This is a genomic window from Reyranella sp., from assembly GCF_965227665.1.
Lineage (GTDB): Bacteria > Pseudomonadota > Alphaproteobacteria > Reyranellales > Reyranellaceae > Reyranella.
This window is the reverse complement of record NZ_OZ245767.1, coordinates 5,475,712-5,489,687: the sequence shown is the minus strand read 5'-3', so window position 1 is coordinate 5,489,687 and position 13,976 is coordinate 5,475,712. Positions and strand designations below refer to the sequence as shown.

Annotated in this window: 25 protein-coding genes; all 25 read right to left on the bottom strand. The window is 64.7% G+C overall.

What is annotated here, in order from left to right:
* Nucleotides 1–59: 59 nt before the first annotated feature.
* The 25 genes from rplO to rpsL are packed head-to-tail and all read right to left on the bottom strand — an operon-like array spanning nucleotide 60 to nucleotide 13,695.
* On the bottom strand, nucleotides 60–539 hold the full coding sequence (gene rplO, locus ACO07I_RS26605) for a 50S ribosomal protein L15 (protein WP_422012820.1): 480 nt from the start codon (nucleotides 537–539) through the stop codon (nucleotides 60–62).
* A 33-nt stretch (nucleotides 540–572) separates the two neighbouring features.
* The gene (rpmD, locus tag ACO07I_RS26600) at nucleotides 573–767 is read right to left on the bottom strand and encodes a 50S ribosomal protein L30 (RefSeq protein ID WP_298313434.1); all 195 of its coding nucleotides are present in this window, start codon (nucleotides 765–767) and stop codon (nucleotides 573–575) included.
* 11 nt (nucleotides 768–778) lie between these two features.
* Nucleotides 779–1,363, bottom strand: coding sequence for a 30S ribosomal protein S5 (rpsE, locus tag ACO07I_RS26595; protein ID WP_422012818.1), 585 nt, complete (start codon nucleotides 1,361–1,363; stop codon nucleotides 779–781).
* Nucleotides 1,364–1,377: 14 nt separating this feature from the next.
* Nucleotides 1,378–1,740 (bottom strand): 50S ribosomal protein L18, encoded by a 363-nt coding sequence (rplR, locus tag ACO07I_RS26590; protein ID WP_422012816.1) that lies wholly within the window; start codon nucleotides 1,738–1,740, stop codon nucleotides 1,378–1,380.
* Between the two features lie 13 nt (nucleotides 1,741–1,753).
* A complete protein-coding gene (rplF, locus tag ACO07I_RS26585; protein ID WP_422012814.1) occupies nucleotides 1,754–2,287 on the bottom strand; it encodes a 50S ribosomal protein L6 in 534 nt (177 codons plus the stop codon).
* Between the two features lie 2 nt (nucleotides 2,288–2,289).
* Complete coding sequence (gene rpsH, locus ACO07I_RS26580; protein WP_304847713.1) at nucleotides 2,290–2,688, bottom strand: 30S ribosomal protein S8; 399 nt, start codon at nucleotides 2,686–2,688, stop codon at nucleotides 2,290–2,292.
* Nucleotides 2,689–2,704: 16 nt separating this feature from the next.
* Nucleotides 2,705–3,010 (bottom strand): 30S ribosomal protein S14, encoded by a 306-nt coding sequence (gene rpsN / locus ACO07I_RS26575; RefSeq protein ID WP_298313441.1) that lies wholly within the window; start codon nucleotides 3,008–3,010, stop codon nucleotides 2,705–2,707.
* 14 nt (nucleotides 3,011–3,024) lie between these two features.
* A complete protein-coding gene (gene rplE / locus ACO07I_RS26570; protein WP_422012811.1) occupies nucleotides 3,025–3,567 on the bottom strand; it encodes a 50S ribosomal protein L5 in 543 nt (180 codons plus the stop codon).
* An 11-nt stretch (nucleotides 3,568–3,578) separates the two neighbouring features.
* Nucleotides 3,579–3,902, bottom strand: coding sequence for a 50S ribosomal protein L24 (gene rplX / locus ACO07I_RS26565; protein WP_298313444.1), 324 nt, complete (start codon nucleotides 3,900–3,902; stop codon nucleotides 3,579–3,581).
* Nucleotides 3,903–3,904: 2 nt separating this feature from the next.
* The gene (gene rplN / locus ACO07I_RS26560; protein ID WP_298313445.1) at nucleotides 3,905–4,273 is read right to left on the bottom strand and encodes a 50S ribosomal protein L14; all 369 of its coding nucleotides are present in this window, start codon (nucleotides 4,271–4,273) and stop codon (nucleotides 3,905–3,907) included.
* Between the two features lie 18 nt (nucleotides 4,274–4,291).
* Nucleotides 4,292–4,540 (bottom strand): 30S ribosomal protein S17, encoded by a 249-nt coding sequence (gene rpsQ, locus ACO07I_RS26555; RefSeq protein WP_422012808.1) that lies wholly within the window; start codon nucleotides 4,538–4,540, stop codon nucleotides 4,292–4,294.
* 10 nt (nucleotides 4,541–4,550) lie between these two features.
* Nucleotides 4,551–4,742, bottom strand: coding sequence for a large ribosomal subunit protein uL29 (gene rpmC / locus ACO07I_RS26550; RefSeq protein WP_422012806.1), 192 nt, complete (start codon nucleotides 4,740–4,742; stop codon nucleotides 4,551–4,553).
* An 11-nt stretch (nucleotides 4,743–4,753) separates the two neighbouring features.
* Nucleotides 4,754–5,173 (bottom strand): 50S ribosomal protein L16, encoded by a 420-nt coding sequence (gene rplP, locus ACO07I_RS26545; protein WP_230552238.1) that lies wholly within the window; start codon nucleotides 5,171–5,173, stop codon nucleotides 4,754–4,756.
* Nucleotides 5,174–5,179: 6 nt separating this feature from the next.
* On the bottom strand, nucleotides 5,180–5,899 hold the full coding sequence (gene rpsC / locus ACO07I_RS26540) for a 30S ribosomal protein S3 (RefSeq protein ID WP_298313451.1): 720 nt from the start codon (nucleotides 5,897–5,899) through the stop codon (nucleotides 5,180–5,182).
* Nucleotides 5,899–6,285: a 50S ribosomal protein L22 gene (gene rplV / locus ACO07I_RS26535; protein ID WP_298313453.1), complete on the bottom strand. Its 387-nt coding sequence runs from the start codon at nucleotides 6,283–6,285 to the stop codon at nucleotides 5,899–5,901. Before rplV ends, rpsC begins: the two co-directional genes overlap by 1 nt.
* Before the next feature lie 6 nt (nucleotides 6,286–6,291).
* The gene (gene rpsS, locus ACO07I_RS26530; protein ID WP_298313455.1) at nucleotides 6,292–6,570 is read right to left on the bottom strand and encodes a 30S ribosomal protein S19; all 279 of its coding nucleotides are present in this window, start codon (nucleotides 6,568–6,570) and stop codon (nucleotides 6,292–6,294) included.
* Between the two features lie 10 nt (nucleotides 6,571–6,580).
* The gene (gene rplB, locus ACO07I_RS26525) at nucleotides 6,581–7,411 is read right to left on the bottom strand and encodes a 50S ribosomal protein L2 (RefSeq protein ID WP_298313457.1); all 831 of its coding nucleotides are present in this window, start codon (nucleotides 7,409–7,411) and stop codon (nucleotides 6,581–6,583) included.
* Between the two features lie 16 nt (nucleotides 7,412–7,427).
* Nucleotides 7,428–7,751 carry a 50S ribosomal protein L23 gene (locus ACO07I_RS26520; RefSeq protein WP_298313459.1) on the bottom strand — a complete coding sequence of 108 codons (324 nt, stop codon included), beginning with the start codon at nucleotides 7,749–7,751 and terminating at the stop codon, nucleotides 7,428–7,430.
* Nucleotides 7,748–8,368, bottom strand: a complete 621-nt coding sequence (gene rplD / locus ACO07I_RS26515) for a 50S ribosomal protein L4 (protein ID WP_298313461.1) — start codon at nucleotides 8,366–8,368, stop codon at nucleotides 7,748–7,750. Before rplD ends, ACO07I_RS26520 begins: the two co-directional genes overlap by 4 nt.
* A 10-nt stretch (nucleotides 8,369–8,378) precedes the next feature.
* Complete coding sequence (gene rplC / locus ACO07I_RS26510; RefSeq protein ID WP_422012801.1) at nucleotides 8,379–9,101, bottom strand: 50S ribosomal protein L3; 723 nt, start codon at nucleotides 9,099–9,101, stop codon at nucleotides 8,379–8,381.
* Nucleotides 9,102–9,129: 28 nt separating this feature from the next.
* Nucleotides 9,130–9,444 carry a 30S ribosomal protein S10 gene (rpsJ, locus tag ACO07I_RS26505; RefSeq protein WP_068198221.1) on the bottom strand — a complete coding sequence of 105 codons (315 nt, stop codon included), beginning with the start codon at nucleotides 9,442–9,444 and terminating at the stop codon, nucleotides 9,130–9,132.
* Between the two features lie 34 nt (nucleotides 9,445–9,478).
* Nucleotides 9,479–10,669, bottom strand: a complete 1,191-nt coding sequence (tuf, locus tag ACO07I_RS26500; RefSeq protein WP_422012780.1) for an elongation factor Tu — start codon at nucleotides 10,667–10,669, stop codon at nucleotides 9,479–9,481.
* Between the two features lie 27 nt (nucleotides 10,670–10,696).
* Nucleotides 10,697–12,802 (bottom strand): elongation factor G, encoded by a 2,106-nt coding sequence (gene fusA / locus ACO07I_RS26495; protein ID WP_422012799.1) that lies wholly within the window; start codon nucleotides 12,800–12,802, stop codon nucleotides 10,697–10,699.
* 35 nt (nucleotides 12,803–12,837) lie between these two features.
* Nucleotides 12,838–13,308 carry a 30S ribosomal protein S7 gene (gene rpsG, locus ACO07I_RS26490; RefSeq protein WP_422012797.1) on the bottom strand — a complete coding sequence of 157 codons (471 nt, stop codon included), beginning with the start codon at nucleotides 13,306–13,308 and terminating at the stop codon, nucleotides 12,838–12,840.
* 15 nt (nucleotides 13,309–13,323) lie between these two features.
* Entirely contained in the window at nucleotides 13,324–13,695 is a 372-nt protein-coding gene (rpsL, locus tag ACO07I_RS26485) for a 30S ribosomal protein S12 (RefSeq protein ID WP_295145785.1), read from the bottom strand.
* Nucleotides 13,696–13,976: the final 281 nt, after the last annotated feature.

The window sequence follows — 13,976 nt, the reverse complement described above, 5'->3', positions numbered from 1 at the left end:
GGAACCTCACGCGTGAACGACACAGGGGGAAAGCGACGCCCCCGTTGACGCCGTCCGGTTCAGGCCGCCTCGGCGACGGGCTTGGGCGGCAGTTCGACCTTGCCGCCGGCCTTCTCGACCGCGGCGATCGCCGACGCCGAGGCGCCCGCAACCTTCACTTCGATCTTGGTCGTGAGCTCGCCCTTGCCAAGAAGGCGGACACCGTCCGCGGCATTCTTGAACAGGCCGGCCGCGATCATCGCCTCGGCGTCGATCAGCTTGCCGGCGTCGAGCTTCTTGTCGTCAATCGCCTTCTGCAGCGTGCCGAGGTTGACGACCTGCCAGCTCTTCTGGTGCGGCGGGCGGAAGCCGCGCTTGGGAATCCGGCGGTGGAGCGGCATCTGGCCGCCCTCGAAGCCCTTGATGGCGACGCCGGTACGGGACTTCTGGCCCTTGACGCCACGACCCGCGGTCTTGCCCTTGCCGGAGCCGATACCGCGGCCGACGCGCATGCGACCCTTGCGGGCGCCCGGATTGTCGGAAATCTGGTTCAGTCTCATCGTCTTTTACCTCCGCGCCGTGGCCCCGGGGGCCTAGCGCGCTTCCTCTTCGACGCGCACGAGATGGCGCACCTTGTTGATCATGCCGCGAACCTCGGGCGTGTCCACGAGTTCGCGGGTGCGATGGCGCTTGTTCAACCCCAGGCCGATCAGCGTCGCGCGCTGATCGTCCGTGCGGCCGATATGGCTGCCGGTCTGGGTGATCTTGATGGTCTTGCCCTGGGCCATGGTCCGATTCCTTAAGCCGCGACTTCCGCGGTGGTCTCGTCGCGACGGCCAAGCAGGTCGCCGACCTTCTTGCCGCGTCGGGTCGCCACCATGCGCGGCGAGTTCAGCTGGTCGAGCGCCTGGAAGGTCGCCTTGATCATGTTGTGCGGGTTGGACGTGCCGACCGACTTGGCGACGATGTCCTTGATGCCCAACGTCTCGAAGATGGCGCGCATCGGGCCGCCGGCGATGATGCCGGTACCGGCCGGGGCCGCACGCAGCGTCACCTTGCCGGCGCCGAAGCGTCCCTTGACGTCGTGATGGAGCGTACGCCCATCCCGCAGCGGCACGCGGATCAGGCCGCGCTTGGCCGCTTCCGTCGCCTTGCGGATCGCCTCGGGGACCTCACGCGCCTTGCCGGCGCCGTGGCCGACACGACCACGCTGGTCACCGACGACGACGATGGCGGCAAAGGCGAAGCGACGACCACCCTTCACGACCTTCGCGACGCGATTGATCGTGACCAGCTTGTCGGTCAGTTCATTGTCCTCGTCGCGGTCACGGGGCCGATCGCGATCGCGCGGGGAACGGCCGGAACCACCGGGTGAACGAGCCATATTCTAACTCCCGATCAGAACGACAGGCCGCCCTCACGGGCGGCATTGGCCAGCGCAGCGACGCGGCCGTGATACGTGTAGCCACCGCGGTCGAACACGACTTCCTTGACCCCCGCCGCGACAGCGCGAGCGGCGATCAGCTTGCCGACTTCGGCCGCTGCGCCCTTGTCGGCGCCGGTCTTGAGCGTGCCCCGGACGTCCTTGTCGAGCGTCGAGGCGGCAGCCAGAGTGACGCCCTTACGGTCGTCGATGACCTGGGCGTAGATGTGCTTGCCCGAGCGGAAGACGCTGAGGCGCGGACGGCCGTTGCTGGCCTGGCGTAGCGCGTAGCGCGTGCGCCGCTGGCGACGGGCGAAAAGAGCATTGCGGTCGGACATGATTCTCTCGCCTCTACTTCTTCTTGCCTTCCTTGCGCCGGATCGTCTCGGTCGAGTACTTGATACCCTTGCCCTTGTAGGGCTCGGGCGGACGCAGGCTGCGGATTTCCGCCGCAATCTGGCCGACGCGCTGACGATCGGAGCCCGTAATCGCGATCTCGGTCGGCTTGACCGCCTTGATCTCGATGCCGGCAGGAATGGGAATTTCGACATCATGGCTGAAACCAAGCTGCATCTTCAGCATCTTGGCATCGGCCGCGGCGCGGTAGCCCACGCCGTTGATCTCGAGGTTGATGGTGAACCCGTCGGACACGCCGCGGACGACGTTGCTCGCCAGGTTGCGCGCCGTACCCCACTGCATGCGGGCGCGGCGGCTGTCGTTACGCGGCTTGAAGACGAGCCCCTCGCCTTCCTTGGCGACCAACACGTCGTCATGAACGACGAGCTGAAGCTCGCCCCGCTTGCCCTTGGCCTTGAGATGCTGGCCCTTGAGCTCGATGGTGACACCGGCCGGGATGACGACCGGATTTTTGCCGACGCGCGACATGCTCAGAACACCTTGCAGATGACTTCGCCGCCGACATTGGCGGCACGCGCCTCGGCGTCGGACATGACGCCGCGCGGCGTGGACAGGATCGAGATGCCCAGCCCGTTGAAGTGACGCGGCAGCTCGCGAATCTTGGAGTAGACGCGACGACCCGGGGTGGAGACGCGCTTGATCTCCTTGATGACCGGACGGCCGTTGTCATACTTCAGCTCGATCCGCAGTTCGCGGACGCCGGGCCGAAGCTCTTCCTCGAACCAGCCGCGGATATAGCCTTCGCGCTGGAGAACGTCGAGCACGCTCGAACGGAGCCGCGAGGCCGGGGCCGTCACGCTCTCGAGGCGCGCCGACTGGCCGTTGCGGATACGGGTCAGCAAATCGCCGACGGGATCTGTCATCGCCATGGTCTACGGTCCCCGTTTACCAGCTCGACTTCACGACGCCGGGCAACATACCCAGCGACGCCAGCTGACGCAGCGCAACGCGCGACAGCTTGAACTTGCGATACACCGCGCGCGGCCGGCCCGTGAGCTCGCACCGGTTCCGCACCCGCGTGGGCGACGAATTGCGCGGCAGCTCCGCCAGCTTGAGGCGGGCCCCGAAGCGCTCTTCCGGCGTCAACTTGTCGTCGACGGCCATCGCCTTCAGCTTCGCGCGCTTGGGGGCGTACTGCTTCGCCATCTTTGCGCGACGGTTGTTCTTCTCGACCGAACTCGTCTTGGCCATGTGGTTCTCCGGCCTCAGTTCACGAACGGGAAGTCGAAAGCGCGGAGAAGCGACCTGGCTTCCGCGTCCGTCTTCGCAGTCGTGCAGATGATGATGTCCATACCGCGCACCTGGTCGACCTTGTCGTAGTCGATCTCGGGGAACACGATCTGCTCCTTCAGGCCCATGGCGTAGTTGCCATTGCCGTCGAACGACTTGCCGTTCAGCCCGCGAAAGTCGCGGACGCGCGGCAGGGCGATCGTGATCAGGCGATCGATGAACTCGTACATGCGGTCACGACGCAGCGTCACCTTGGCGCCGATCGCCATACCTTCGCGCAGCTTGAAGGTCGCAATCGACTTGCGCGACCGGGTGATGACCGGCTTCTGGCCGGTGATCGCCGTGAGGTCGGCCACGGCGCCGTCGACGGCCTTGCGGTCGTTGACCGCCTCGCCGACGCCCATGTTGATGACGATCTTGTCGAGCTTCGGCACCTGGAAGGAGTTCTGGTAGGAGAACTCCTTCGTCAGCGCTTCACGCACGTTCTTGATGTAGTGTTCTTGCAGACGCGCGGGCATGGCCCGTTCTCCTAGCGGTCGATGGTCTCGCCGGAGGCACGCGCGATGCGCACCTTGCGGCCGTCTTCAAGGAACCGGAACCCGACCTTCGTCGGCTTGTCCGATTTGGGATCCAGCAGGGCCACGTTGGAGACGTGGATCGTGGCCTCGCGTTCGATGATTCCGCCGGCTTCCGCACGGCTCGGCTTGGTGTGGCGCTTGATCATGTTCACGCCGGAAACGACCACCCGGTTCTCCTTGGGGAGAACGCGCAGGACATCGCCCACCTTACCCTTGCTGCCACCGGTAATGACCTTCACCCGGTCGCCCTTCTTGATCTTCAGTTTCGTTGCCATGGCTAGAGCACCTCAGGCGCAAGCGAGATGATCTTCATGAACTTCTTGGCGCGCAGCTCGCGCGTCACCGGTCCGAAGATACGAGTGCCGATCGGCTCGTCCTGCTTGCTGATGAGCACGGCGGCGTTGCGGTCGAAGCGGATCGCGCTGCCATCCTGGCGGCGCAGCGCGAAGGAGGTGCGGACGACGACGGCGCGATGCACCTCGCCCTTCTTCACCTTTCCACGCGGAATGGCTTCCTTGATCGAAACGACGATCACGTCGCCCACGCTCGCATACTTGCGGCGCGAGCCACCCAGCACCTTGATGCACTGGACTCGACGGGCGCCCGAATTGTCGGCGACCTCGAGATTGGTTCGCATCTGAATCATGTCTGTGCTCCGGTCCGCCTAAGCCTTCGCGCCTTCGACAAGAACTTCCCAGCTCTTGGTCTTGGACAGCGGACGGCACTCGCGGATACGCACGATTTCGCCGATCTTGCCCTTGAAGGCATTGGCTTCGTCATGCGCGTGGTACTTCTTCGACTTGCGAATGAACTTCTTGTAGATCGGATGCTGAATGCGACGTTCGACCTTCACGACGATGGTCTTGTCCATCTTGTCGCTGACGACGACGCCTTCCAGGATACGCTTCGGCATTTCGTGCTCCTTAACCGGCGGCCTTTTCGCCCAGCACCGTCTTGATGCGGGCGATGTCGCGGCGCACCTGGCGCGCGCGGGCAGTCTTCTGCAGCTGGCCTCCAGCCTTCTGGAAACGCAGGTTGAACGCTTCCTTACGAAGGTTGCCGAGCTCGTTCTTCAGCTCGTCCTTGGTCTTGGGGCGCAGATCGGTGGCCTTCATGTCCTTCTCCCTCAGCCTTCGGCGCCGACGCGGGACACGAAGCGGGTCTTGATCGGCAGCTTGGCCGCACCAAGCGCCAGGGCTTCCTTGGCGATCGTGCCAGACACACCCTCGAGTTCGAACAGGATGCGGCCGGGCTTGACGCGCGCCGCCCAGAATTCGGGAGCGCCCTTGCCGGAGCCCATGCGGACTTCGGCCGGCTTCTTCGACACCGGCACGTCCGGGAACACGCGGATCCAGACGCGGCCGGCACGCTTCATGTGACGCGTGATGGCGCGGCGGGCCGCCTCGATCTGGCGGGCCGTCAGACGATCCGGCTCCATCGCCTTCAGCCCGTACGAACCGAAGTCGAGGTTGAAGCCGCCCTTGGCAGCGCCGCTGATACGACCTTTGAAGGCCTTGCGGTACTTGGTGCGCTTGGGTTGCAACATGGTGGTTTACGCGTCCCTCTGCTCGGTGCGCTCGGTGCGCGCCGGGGTACGTTGCGGCGCGGCTTCCTCGGCGCGCTTGTCGTGCGCCATCGGGTCGTGCGCCATGATCTCGCCCTTGAACACCCAGACCTTGACGCCGCAGGTGCCGAAGGTGGTGAAGGCGGTGGCGGTGCCGTAGTCGACGTCGGCGCGCAGCGTGTGCAGCGGCACGCGACCTTCGCGGTACCATTCCATGCGGGCGATTTCCGAACCGCCCAGGCGACCCGAGCAGTTGATCCGGATGCCGAGCGCGCCCAGACGCATCGCCGACTGAACGGCGCGCTTCATGGCGCGGCGGAAAGCGACGCGGCGCTCCAGCTGCTGGGCAATGTTCTCGGCGATCAGCGTCGCGTCGATCTCGGGCTTGCGGATCTCGACGATGTTCAGGGCCACCTCGCCCTTCGTCATCTTCGCGAGGTCGCCGCGCAGCTTCTCGATGTCGGCGCCCTTCTTGCCGATCACGACGCCGGGACGGGCGGTGTGGATCGTGACGCGCGCGCGCTTGGCCGGACGCTCGATGATGATCTTCGCGACACCCGCCTGGGCCAGCCGCTCGCGCAGCACCTTGCGGATGTGGATGTCCTCATGGAGCATCTTCGAATACTCGGCGCCCTCGGCGTACCACCGAGAGTCCCAGGTCCGGTTGATACCGAGCCGCAGGCCGATCGGATTGACCTTCTGACCCATTACTTGTCCTCCGCCTCGGCGCGCTCGCGCACCACGATCGTGAGATGTGCGAACGGCTTGACGATGCCGGCCGCGCGGCCGCGGCCACGCGTCTGGAACCGCTTCATCACCAGTCCCTTGCCGACCGACGCCTCGGCGACGACAAGCCGGTCGACGTCCAGGTTGTGGTTGTTCTCGGCGTTGGCGATGGCCGAATTCAGGGCCTTCTTCACGTCGCGGGCGATCCGCTTCTTGGAGAAGGTGAGCTCGTTGACCGCGGTCGCGGCCCTCTTGCCGCGAATGGTCGCGGCCACGAGGTCGAGCTTGCGCGGGCTGATGCGCACGGCGCGCAGGACGGCCTTTGCTTCGTTGTCCGCCTCACGGCGGGGAGCGGATGGCTTGCTCATCGCGCGCTACTCCTTCGACACCTTCTTGTCACCGGCATGGCCGGTGAAGGTGCGGGTCGGCGAAAATTCGCCGAGCTTGTGACCGACCATTTCTTCAGAGACGTTCACCGGAATGAACTTCTTGCCGTTGTAGACACCGAACGTCAGGCCGACGAACTGCGGCAGGATCGTCGAACGACGCGACCAGGTCTTGATCACCTCGTTGCGGACATTCCCGCGGGCCTTCTCGGCCTTCTTGATCAGGCTGCCCTCAACGAAGGGGCCCTTCCAAACGGAGCGTGCCACTGTCTATCTCCTAGCGCGTCGCATGCCGGCGGCGGATGATCATCTTGTCCGTCGCCTTGTTCTTGCGGGTCTTCTTACCCTTGGTCGGCTTGCCCCACGGCGTCACCGGATGACGGCCACCCGAGGTGCGGCCTTCGCCGCCGCCGTGCGGATGATCGACCGGGTTCATCACCACGCCGCGAACCGTCGGACGGCGGCCCAGCCAACGCTGGCGGCCGGCCTTGCCGATGACGATGTTCTGGTTGTCCGGGTTCGACACCGCGCCGACGGTCGCCAGGCATTCACCCGGCACCAGGCGCAGCTCGCCCGAGCTCAGCTTGATCTGGGCATAGCCCGCATCCTTGCCGACGAGCTGGGCGTAGTTGCCGGCGGAGCGCGCCAGCTGGCCGCCGCGGCCCTTCTTCAGCTCCACGTTGTGGACGATCGTGCCCACCGGCATGTTGGCCAGCGGCATCGCATTGCCCGGCTTGATGTCGACGCGCTCGCCCGAGACGATCTCGTCGCCCGCCTTCAAGCGCTGCGGCGCGAGAATGTAGGCCTGCTCGCCGTCGGCATACTTGACCAGCGCAATGAACGCCGTCCGGTTGGGGTCGTATTCCAGGCGCTCAACGGTCGCGGGCACATCGAACTTGCGGCGCTTGAAATCGATGATGCGCAGGCGACGCTTGTGACCACCGCCCATGTGGTTGCTGGTGATGCGGCCGTGGTTGTTGCGGCCACCGGTGTTGCTCTTGCCGCGCGTCAGTTCCTTGACCGGCTTGCCCTTCCAGAGGCCGGTGCGGTCGACGATGACCAGCTGTCGCAGCGACGGCGTGATCGGTTTGAATGTCTTCAAGGCCATTGTTCTGTCTCCCGTCCTACAGGCCCGTGGTCACGTCGATCTTGTGACCCTCGACCAGCGAGACGATCGCCTTCTTCCAGTCGCTCCGCACGCCGGGACGGCCGCGGAATACCTTGCTCTTGCCCTTCACCGTGACGGTGTTCACCGCCTTGACCTTGACCTTGAACAGACCTTCGATGGCCTGCTTGATCTCGGGCTTGGTCGCATCGGCCGCGACCTTGAAGGTCACCTGGCTGTGCTCCGAACCGTTGGTCGTCTTCTCGGTGATCAGCGGCGCACGAATCACTTCGTACATCCGCAGGCGCGAGACGGTTTGGGGGATGTACCGCTTGGCGCTCATTGCAGACGCTCCTCGAGGTGCTTCACGGCATCCTTGGTGAGCACCAGCGTGTCGCGGCGCAGGATGTCGTAGACGTTTGCGCCCTGCTGCGGCAGCACATCGACATGGGCGATGTTGGCCGCCGCGCGGGCGAAGTTCGTATCGATCTCGGCGCCGCCGATGATCAGGGCGCTGGTCAGGCCCAGCGCGCCGAAGTGACCCTTGAGCTGGGCGGTCTTCGGCTCGGCCAGAGCGGCGGCCTCGACCACGATCAGCTTGCCCTCGGCCGCCTTGGCCGACAGCGCGGTGCGCAGCGCGAGCTTGCGCACCTTCTTGGGCAGGTCGCTGGCGTGGCTGCGAACGACCGGACCGAACGCCTTGCCGCCGCCACGGAACTGCGGAGCCGCTTCGTTGCCGTGACGGGCGCGACCTGTGCCCTTCTGGGCATACATCTTCTTGGCCGTCGCCGTGATCTCGGAGCGACCCTTGGTCTTGTGGGTGCCCTGCTGACGGTGCGACAGCTGCCACACGACGCAACGCTGCAGAATGTCCTTGCGGACGGGAACGGCGAACACGGCGTCGGCGAGATCGATCTCGCCGGCGCTGCCGCCCTCGATGGTCTTGACCGCGATCTTCATGATCTGATCCTTAAGCCTGCGGAGCGGGTTCAGCCGCCGGAGCTGCCGCCTCGGCAGCAGCCTTGCGCAGGCCGGCCGGGTACGGAGCATCCTTGTGACGGGCGCGCTTGGAGGCGTCCTTGACGATGATGTAGCCGTTGGCCGGGCCGGGAACGGCGCCGGACACCAGCAGGAGACCCTTTTCGTCGTCGACGGCGACGACCTTCAGGTTCTGCGTGGTCACGCGCTCGCTGCCGTAGTGGCCGGCCATCTTCTTGCCAGGGAAGGTACGGCCCGGATCCTGGCGGTTACCGGTCGAACCATGCGAACGGTGCGAGACCGACACGCCGTGGCTGGCCTCGAGGCCGTGGAAGTTCCAACGGACCATCGAGCCGGTGAAGCCGCGGCCGATCGTGGTGCCGACGACGTCGACGAACTGGCCCGGCACGAAATGGCTGGGCACCAGCTCGGCGCCGACCTCAAGGACCGCATCCTTGGCGACCCGGAACTCGACGAGCTTCTTCTTCGGCTCGACCTTGGCCTTGGCAAAGTGACCGCGCATCGGCTGGGTCACGTTCTTCACCTTGGCCTTGCCGTAGCCGAGCTGCACGGCAACGTACTTATCCTTCTCTTCCGAGCGGACAGCGACAACCTGCAGCTGATCCACCTTCAGAACGGTAACGGGTACATGCTCCCCGGCGTCGTTAAAGACGCGGGTCATGCCGACCTTCTGGGTGACGAGACCGCAACGCATGGTCTTCTTCCTTCTTTCCTGGTCCGCTCTAGGCGCCGAGCTTGATCTCGACGTCCACGCCGGAGGCGAGGTCGAGCTTCATCAGCGCGTCCACGGTCTGCGGCGTCGGGTCGACGATATCGAGCACGCGCTTGTGCGTGCGGATTTCGAACTGCTCGCGCGACTTCTTGTCGATGTGCGGCGAGCGGTTGACCGTGAACTTCTCGATTCCGGTCGGCAGCGGGATGGGCCCGCGCACCTGCGCGCCCGTCCGCTTGGCCGTGCTCACGATCTCGCTGGTCGACGAATCGAGCACGCGATGATCGAAGGCCTTCAGCCGAATCCGGATGTTTGTGTTGTCCATGGCCATGATACTCGCCTTGTCGCGTCCGTTACGTTTACTTTACGACTTTGGTGACGACGCCGGCGCCGACGGTGCGGCCGCCCTCGCGGATGGCGAAGCGCAGGCCCTCGTCCATGGCGATCGGCTGGATCAGCTCGACCACCAGCCGCGCGTTGTCGCCCGGCATCACCATCTCCGTGCCTTCCGGCAGCGTCACCACGCCCGTCACGTCCGTCGTCCGGAAGTAGAACTGCGGACGGTAGTTCGTGAAGAACGGCGTGTGACGGCCGCCCTCTTCCTTCGTCAGGATGTAGGCTTCCGCCTCGAAGTTCGTGTGCGGCGTGATCGCGCCCGGCTTCGACAGAACCTGGCCGCGCTCCACGTCCTCGCGGCCCACGCCGCGCAGCAGCGCGCCGATATTGTCGCCCGCCTCGCCCGAATCCAGCAGCTTGCGGAACATCTCGACGCCCGTGACCACCGTCTTCGTCGTGGCCTTCAGGCCCACGATCTCGACTTCCTCGCCGACCTTCACGATGCCGCGCTCCACGCGACCCGTCACCACCGTGCCGCGGCCCGAGATCGAGAACACGTCCTCGATCGGCATCAGGAACGGCTTGTCCTTGTCGCGCGCAGGCTGCGGAATGTACTTGTCGACCTCTTCCATCAGCTTCAGAACGGCCTGCTCGCCCAGCTCCGGGTTCTTGTCCTCCAGCGCCATCAGCGCCGAGCCCCGCACCACCGGAAGGTCGTCGCCCGGGAACTGGTAGCTCTTCAGCAGCTCGCGCACTTCCAGCTCGACCAGGTCCAGAAGCTCCGGGTCGTCGACCATGTCGCACTTGTTCATGAACACCACCAGCGCCGGAACGCCGACCTGGCGCGCCAGAAGGATGTGCTCGCGCGTCTGCGGCATCGGACCGTCGGCCGCCGAAACCACCAGGATCGCCCCGTCCATCTGCGCCGCGCCCGTGATCATGTTCTTCACGTAGTCGGCGTGGCCCGGGCAGTCCACGTGCGCGTAGTGACGGTTCTGCGTCTCGTACTCGACATGCGCCGTCGAGATCGTGATGCCGCGCTCGCGCTCTTCCGGCGCCTTGTCGATCTGGTCGTAGGCCGTGAACGTCGCGCCACCCGTCTTCGCCAGGATCTTCGTGATCGCAGCCGTCAGCGACGTCTTGCCATGATCGACGTGACCGATCGTTCCGATGTTGCAGTGCGGCTTGTTCCGCTCAAACTTTGCCTTCGACATGTTCGTCTTCCTTACGTCAATCGTTTGTTAGCCAGCCAGCTTGGCGACGACCTTGTCGGCCTCAGCCTGCGGCACGGGAGCATAGTGGTCGAATGTCATGCTGTAGGCTGCGCGACCCTGCGTCATGGAACGCAGCGTGTTCACGTAGCCGAACATGTTGGCCAGCGGCACCATGGCGTCGATGACCTGCGCGTTGCCACGGGCACTCATGCCCTGGATCTGGCCACGACGGCTGTTCAAGTCGCCGATGCAGTCGCCCATGTAGTCGTCGGGCGTCACAACCTCGACCTTCATGATTGGCTCGAGCAGCTTGCACTGGGCCTTGGCGAGGCCCTCCTTGAACGCCGCACGGGCGGCGATTTCGAAGGCCAGCACGCTGGAGTCGACATCATGATAGTTGCCGTCGGTCAAGGTGACCTTGAAGTCGATCACCGGGAAGCCGGCGAGCACGCCGGTTTCACGCGACGCCTCGAGGCCCTTTTCGACACCCGGGATGAACTCCTTGGGGATCGAGCCGCCGACGATCTTGTTTTCGAAAGAGTAGCCCGACCCGGGCTCGCCCGGCTCGAAGGTGAGCTTGACGCGGGCGAACTGGCCCGAGCCGCCGGACTGCTTCTTGTGGGTGTAGTCGATCTCGGCCTTGCGACCCAGCGTCTCGCGATAGGCGACCTGCGGGGCGCCGACATTAGCGTCGACCTTGTAGGTACGGCGCAGGATGTCGACCTTGATCTCGAGATGGAGCTCGCCCATGCCCTTGATGACGGTCTGGCCGGTTTCCTGGTCGGTCGAAACGCGGAACGTCGGGTCTTCCTGGACCAGACGGCCCAGCGCCTGGCCGAGCTTCTCCTGGTCGGCCTTCGACTTCGGCTCGATGGCAAGCTCGATGACGGGATCCGGAAAGTCCATGCGCTCGAGGATCACGGCATGCTCGGGATCGCACAGCGTATCGCCCGTGGTCACGCTCTTGAGGCCGGCCAGGGCGATGATGTCGCCAGCGCGGGCTTCCTTCACGTCTTCGCGATCGTTGGCATGCATCAAAAGCATGCGGCCGATGCGCTCCTTGCGGTCCTTCGTGCTGTTCAGCACGCCGGTCGCCGACTGAAGCACGCCCGAGTAGACGCGAGCGAAGGTGAGCGAACCCACGAAGGGATCGGTCATGATCTTGAAGGCGAGCGCGGACATCGGCGCATCGTCGCTCGACGGCAGCGTGATCGGCTCGTCGGTGCCCATCTTCACGCCTTTGACGTCCTCGACGTCGGTCGGCGCCGGCAGATAGTTCACCACCGCATCGAGCATGGGCTGTACGCCCTTGTTCTTGAAGGCCGAGCCGCACAGGATCGGAACGAACGCGTAGTTGATCGTGCCCTTGCGGATGCACTTGACCAGCGTGTCGTAGTCGGGCTCCTCGCCGTCGAGGAACTTCTGCATGGCGTCATCGTCCTGCTCAACGGCCATATCGAGCAGCTTGGCGCGGTATTCCGCCGCCTTTTCCTTCATGTCGGCCGGGATTTCGACGACTTCGAACTTCGCGCCGAGCGTCTCTTCCAGCCAGATGATAGCCTTGTTGGCGACCAGGTCGACCAGGCCCTTGTATTCGCCCTCGGAGCCGATCGGGAGCTGCGTCACCAGCGGCTTGGCGCCGAGGCGATCGACGATCATGTCGACGGTGCGATAGAAGTTCGCGCCCGTGCGGTCCATCTTGTTGACGAAGCAGATGCGCGGCACGCCGTACTTGTCGGCCTGGCGCCACACCGTCTCGGACTGCGGCTCGACGCCGGCCACCGAGTCGAACACGCAAACGGCACCGTCAAGCACGCGCAGCGAACGCTCGACCTCGATCGTGAAGTCGACGTGGCCGGGCGTGTCGATGATGTTGACGCGATAGTTGATTCCGGCGTTCGGGCCGGACTCGACCGTCCAGAAACAGGTCGTCGCGGCGGACGTGATCGTGATGCCGCGCTCCTGCTCCTGCTCCATCCAGTCCATGGTCGCGGCGCCGTCGTGGACTTCGCCGATCTTATGCGACTTGCCGGTGTAGTACAGGATGCGCTCGGTCGTCGTGGTCTTGCCGGCATCGATGTGCGCCATGATGCCGATATTGCGATAGTGCGCGATGGGGGTCGTGCGAGCCATGGAGAGGGGCTTTCTAGGAAGGGCCTGGAGGTCGCTTACCAGCGGTAGTGAGCGAACGCCTTGTTGGCGTCGGCCATCTTGTGGGTGTCCTCGCGCTTCTTCACCGCGTTGCCGCGGCGATTGAAGGCGTCGAGCAGCTCTGCGGAGAGCTTCTCGGTCATGCTGTGGCCCGAACGGTCGCGCGCGGCCTGGATGATCCAGCGGATCGCCAGCGCCTGGCGGCGCTCCGGGCGGACCTCGACGGGAACCTGGTAGGTGGCACCGCCGACGCGGCGCGACCGGACTTCGACCGCCGGCTTCACGTTCTCGAGCGCCTCGTGGAAGGCGGGAACGGGATCTTGCTTGAGCTTGGCCTCGACCTCGTCGAGAGCACCGTAGACGATGTGCTCGGCGACCGACTTCTTGCCACGCTCCATCAGCGTGTTCATGAACTTGCTGAGGACGATATCACCGAACTTGGCATCCGGCAGAACGACACGCTTTTCAGCTGCGCGACGACGGGACATTTCTTTCTCTCCGTCTTACTTTGGACGCTTCGCGCCGTACTTCGAACGGCGTTGCTTGCGATCCTTGACACCCTGCGTATCGAGGGTGCCGCGAATGATGTGGTAGCGAACGCCCGGAAGGTCCTTCACGCGACCGCCGCGGATCATGACCACCGAGTGCTCCTGGAGATTGTGACCCTCGCCCGGGATGTAGCTCACCACCTCGTAGGCGTTGGTGAGACGCACCTTGGCGACCTTGCGCAGCGCCGAGTTCGGCTTCTTCGGCGTCGTCGTGTACACGCGGGTGCAGACACCGCGCTTCTGCGGGCAAGCTTCCAGCGCCGGCACCTTGTTATGGGCCTTCAGGCCGTGGCGCTGCTTGCGGATCAACTGGTTAATAGTCGGCATTGATTTCCGGTTTCCTTAACGCCGTCTCGGGTCCGCCCAACATCGACGCAAAGACACAAAGCAATTGCGCGGGCATAGCGGCTAAAGCGCAGCCCCGCGCAGAAAAGATAACTTTGTGGCCTACAGGCCTGACTTGTAGCGGTCCTCGGCGTCAGGCTGCGTTTTGGCTTACGCCAACCACCAGCCCCTCCGACGAGGTGGCGCGCTTATATGGCCGCGTTTCCAATGCGTCAAGCAGACTCCGCTCCTTGGCGCCTTGATATCCTTGGATATTTTCCGGC

Excerpts from the sequence above, each read along its gene's own strand:
- rplN (WP_298313445.1), bottom strand. The coding sequence starts at position 4,273 with ATGATTCAGATGCGAACCAATCTCGAGGTCGCCGACAATTCGGGCGCC.
- ACO07I_RS26520 (WP_298313459.1), bottom strand. The coding sequence starts at position 7,751 with ATGAGCGCCAAGCGGTACATCCCCCAAACCGTCTCGCGCCTGCGGATG.
- rpsN (WP_298313441.1), bottom strand. The coding sequence starts at position 3,010 with ATGGCCAAGACGAGTTCGGTCGAGAAGAACAACCGTCGCGCAAAGATG.
- rpsJ (WP_068198221.1), bottom strand. The coding sequence starts at position 9,444 with ATGGACAACACAAACATCCGGATTCGGCTGAAGGCCTTCGATCATCGC.
- rplD (WP_298313461.1), bottom strand. The coding sequence starts at position 8,368 with ATGAAGATCGCGGTCAAGACCATCGAGGGCGGCAGCGCCGGCGAGATC.
- rplB (WP_298313457.1), bottom strand. The coding sequence starts at position 7,411 with ATGGCCTTGAAGACATTCAAACCGATCACGCCGTCGCTGCGACAGCTG.
- rplO (WP_422012820.1), bottom strand. The coding sequence starts at position 539 with ATGAGACTGAACCAGATTTCCGACAATCCGGGCGCCCGCAAGGGTCGC.
- rpsE (WP_422012818.1), bottom strand. The coding sequence starts at position 1,363 with ATGGCTCGTTCACCCGGTGGTTCCGGCCGTTCCCCGCGCGATCGCGAT.
- rpsH (WP_304847713.1), bottom strand. The coding sequence starts at position 2,688 with ATGGCGATGACAGATCCCGTCGGCGATTTGCTGACCCGTATCCGCAAC.
- rplE (WP_422012811.1), bottom strand. The coding sequence starts at position 3,567 with ATGCCCGCGCGTCTGCAAGAACACTACATCAAGAACGTGCGTGAAGCG.
- rpmD (WP_298313434.1), bottom strand. The coding sequence starts at position 767 with ATGGCCCAGGGCAAGACCATCAAGATCACCCAGACCGGCAGCCATATC.
- rplR (WP_422012816.1), bottom strand. The coding sequence starts at position 1,740 with ATGTCCGACCGCAATGCTCTTTTCGCCCGTCGCCAGCGGCGCACGCGC.
- rpmC (WP_422012806.1), bottom strand. The coding sequence starts at position 4,742 with ATGAAGGCCACCGATCTGCGCCCCAAGACCAAGGACGAGCTGAAGAAC.
- rpsQ (WP_422012808.1), bottom strand. The coding sequence starts at position 4,540 with ATGCCGAAGCGTATCCTGGAAGGCGTCGTCGTCAGCGACAAGATGGAC.
- tuf (WP_422012780.1), bottom strand. The coding sequence starts at position 10,669 with ATGTCGAAGGCAAAGTTTGAGCGGAACAAGCCGCACTGCAACATCGGA.
- rplV (WP_298313453.1), bottom strand. The coding sequence starts at position 6,285 with ATGAGCAAGCCATCCGCTCCCCGCCGTGAGGCGGACAACGAAGCAAAG.
- rplC (WP_422012801.1), bottom strand. The coding sequence starts at position 9,101 with ATGCGTTGCGGTCTCGTCACCCAGAAGGTCGGCATGACCCGCGTCTTT.
- rplP (WP_230552238.1), bottom strand. The coding sequence starts at position 5,173 with ATGTTGCAACCCAAGCGCACCAAGTACCGCAAGGCCTTCAAAGGTCGT.
- fusA (WP_422012799.1), bottom strand. The coding sequence starts at position 12,802 with ATGGCTCGCACGACCCCCATCGCGCACTATCGCAATATCGGCATCATG.
- rpsG (WP_422012797.1), bottom strand. The coding sequence starts at position 13,308 with ATGTCCCGTCGTCGCGCAGCTGAAAAGCGTGTCGTTCTGCCGGATGCC.
- rpsC (WP_298313451.1), bottom strand. The coding sequence starts at position 5,899 with ATGGGTCAGAAGGTCAATCCGATCGGCCTGCGGCTCGGTATCAACCGG.
- rplF (WP_422012814.1), bottom strand. The coding sequence starts at position 2,287 with ATGTCGCGCGTCGGCAAAAATCCGGTCGTCATCCCGGCCGGTGTCACC.
- rpsL (WP_295145785.1), bottom strand. The coding sequence starts at position 13,695 with ATGCCGACTATTAACCAGTTGATCCGCAAGCAGCGCCACGGCCTGAAG.
- rplX (WP_298313444.1), bottom strand. The coding sequence starts at position 3,902 with ATGGCAACGAAACTGAAGATCAAGAAGGGCGACCGGGTGAAGGTCATT.